Source organism: Streptomyces sp. NRRL F-4489, assembly GCF_001509485.1.
GTDB lineage: Bacteria > Actinomycetota > Actinomycetes > Streptomycetales > Streptomycetaceae > Streptomyces.
Genome location: NZ_LLZI01000132.1, coordinates 1 through 2,962, shown reverse-complemented (window position 1 = coordinate 2,962; position 2,962 = coordinate 1). Strand labels below are relative to the sequence as shown.

Genomic DNA, 2,962 nt, shown 5'->3' with positions numbered 1-2,962 from the left:
GGGCGGGGCCGGGGCGCCAGGTGGTGGGGGCGCGCCAGCCGGCGGTGCGGGCGAGGGTGCGCCAGGTGCGGGCGTCCTGGTGGAGGTCGGCGTAGAAGGCGGCGCGGGCGGGGTCGGGCTGCCAGCGGCGGCTGATGCGGACGTAGGTGTCGGCGGCGTGGTGGAGGTCGCGGGCGGCGCCGGTGCGGACGAGGCCGGTGAGGAAGGCGCCCTTGGCGCCGATCTCGGTGTCGGCGGAGCGGGCGGTGGGGAGGCCGGTGGCGTCGGCGATCAGGGCGCACCAGGCGTCGCTGTTGGCGCCGCCGCCGCACAGGCGGAGTTCGGTGGCGTCGGTGCGGGCGGCGTCGAGGCAGTCGCGGAGGACGAGGGAGAGGCCGTCGAAGACGGCGCGGGCGAGGTCGGCGGGGGTGTGGTCGAGGGTCAGGCCCCAGAAGGTGCCGCGGGCGCCGGGGTCGAGGAAGGGGGCGCGTTCGCCGGCGGGTGAGAGGTAGGGCAGGAAGGTCAGGCCGCGGGCGCCGGGTTCGGATCGGAAGGCGAGGCGGGCGAGGTCGGGGGGTCCGGGGAGGTGGAGGAGGCGGGCGGCCCAGGTGAGGACTTCGGCGCCGTTGAGGGTGGGGAAGGCGCGCAGGAGGTGGTCGGGGCCGTGGTGGGCGATGGTGATGCCGGCGGGTTCGCCGGTGGTGTCGAGGCCGGTGCGGACGATTTCGGTGCACAGGGTGGTGCCGAGGATGCTGCATGCCTGGCCGGGGTTGACGGTGCCGGTGCCGCGGGCGGTGGCGGCGATGTCGTAGGGGGCCATGACGACGGGGAGGCCGGCGGGCAGGCCGAGTTGGCCGGCGGCGGCGGGGGTGAGGTCGGCGACGCACCGGTCCTCGGGGAGGACGGTGGGGAGCAGCCGGGCGTGGCCGGTCAGGCCGAAGAGGTCGAGGACGGCGGGGTCGTAGTCGCCGGTGGTGTGGTCGAGGAAGGGGGCGGAGGCGTCGGACGCGTCGGCGGCGCGGATGCCGGTGAGGCGGAGGTAGAGCCAGCCGGCGGCGGTGAGGCAGGTGGCGGAGCGGGCGAGCCGGTCGGGGTCGTGGGTGGCGAGCCAGGCGATGAGGGCGTTGGGCATGCCGGCGCAGGTGAGGGAGGCGTTGCGGCGGAAGGCGGCGTCGAGGATGCCGTCGCGCTGCCAGGCGGTGAGGAGGTCGGCGGCGCGGCCGTCGGACCAGAGGAGGGCGGGGCCGGTGGGGCGGCCGCGGTCGTCGACGAGCCAGGCGCCGTCGCCCTGGGCTGTGAAGGAGAGCAGCCGTACGGGGTCGGTGCGGCCGGTGAGGACGTCGCGGACGGTGCGGACGACGGCGTGCCAGACGGCGTCCATGTCCTGTTCGGCCCAGCCGGGGTGGGGGCGGAGGACGTCGGTGGTGACGCGGGAGACGGCGGTCTCGTGGCCCTGGTCGTCGAAGAGGACGGCTTTGATGACGGTGGTGCCGGCGTCGATGGTGAGGACGGACATCAGCGGAGGTCCTTTCCCGCCGGGGCAGGGGTGGGGTGCGGGGCGGCGGCGGGGTGGGCGGGGGCGGCCCGGTCCGGCGCGCCGGGGAGTTTCAGGAAGTGGGTGAGGGCGCAGCTCACCGCGTACATCCCGGCGAAGATCCAGACCACCCCTTCGGTGCCGAGCGGCCCGGCGAAGGCGGCGACGACGGCGGGTCCGACGAAGGTGCTGGCGCCGGCGCCGAGGTTGAGGGCCGCCAGTGCCTGGCCCTTGTGCCGCGGTTCCAGCGAGGGCATCAGCGCTGATATCGGTACGTATCCCGCCAGAGTAGCGCCGTAGAACGCGGCGACCAGGAGGGCGAGCGGGACGTTCGGTCCGGCGGCGGTGGGGACGTAGTAGAGCAGGAGGGTGCTCAGGGCGCAGCCGGCGCCGCCGCACCAGGCGATGGTGCGGCGCCAGCCGAGGCGGTCGCCGAGGACGCCGAACAGCAGGTTGGCGGCGATGTTGGTGGCGAACATGGCGCTGAGCAGGTGCAGCCAGGTGGTGAGGGTGAAGCCGACGGTGGTGGTGAAGTGGACGGGGAGGATGACCAGGAAGCCGAACTGCGAGGCGGTGTTGATGACCCGGACGAGGGAGCCGGCGCCGACCCGGGGGTTGCGCCACAGGATGGTGACGCTGCCGGCGAGGGCGGCGAGCGGCCCCTCCCCCGCGGTCCGGGGGCGGGGGGCGCCGTGCCGGTCGCGGACGAGCAGCAGGGCGGTCAGGCCGCCGGCGGCGACGAGGGCGAGCGCGGCCCAGAGGGTGGCGTAGGCGCCGATGCGGGGGATGAGGGCGCCGGCGGTGAGGGAGCCGAGGGTGGGCAGGCCGCCGGTGAAGGCGAACCAGAACCAGCCCATGGCGGTGCCGAGCCGGGCGCGGGGGGTGACGGCGGCGATCCAGACGAGGAAGCCGTAGGCGAAGAGCGGGTAGCCCAGGCCGCGCAGGCCGTAGGCGAGGAGCATGAGGGGGTAGTTGGCCAGGGGCAGGGCGGTGGTGAGGAAGAGGATCTGGAAGGCGGTCCAGACGGCGAGGCCGCAGCCCATGACGCGGCGGGGGCCCCACAGGTCGGCGAGGACGGCGGCGAGCCAGGCGGCGAGGGCCGCGGCGATGCCGTAGACGGTGAAGAGCAGGGCGACGCGGGATTCGGGGATGCCGCGGCCGATGAGGTAGGGCGAGAGGTATCCGGACTCGACGCCGTCGCCGATCATGAACAGCAGCAGGCCGAGGTAGCCCCAGGCGAGGGTCGGCGGGATGCCGAGGCGGGTCAGGAGCGCGCGGCGGGGCGCGGGCGGCGGAGGGTTCGTCATCGAAGCTCCCCTTGTGGGCGGTGGACGGTCCGCGGCGGGTGCGGAGGGGGTGGGTCCGGGCCGGCGGGGGGGGGGGCGGGGCCGCGGGGCGGGGGGCGACGCGGGGGTGCAAACGCCGGGGGGAAAAGGGGGTCAAGGGGGG

Annotated in this window: 2 protein-coding genes; both read right to left on the bottom strand. The window is 75.8% G+C overall.

From position 1 onward, the window contains the following. Positions 1-1,495, bottom strand: a 1,495-nt coding sequence (locus ADL22_RS12870; RefSeq protein WP_066977433.1) for an FGGY-family carbohydrate kinase, incomplete at its 3' end; no start/stop codon positions are given. Next, positions 1,495-2,820, bottom strand: coding sequence for an MFS transporter (locus ADL22_RS12865; protein ID WP_066977429.1), 1,326 nt, complete (start codon positions 2,818-2,820; stop codon positions 1,495-1,497). The genes ADL22_RS12870 and ADL22_RS12865, both read right to left, overlap by 1 nt. Positions 2,821-2,962: the final 142 nt, after the last annotated feature.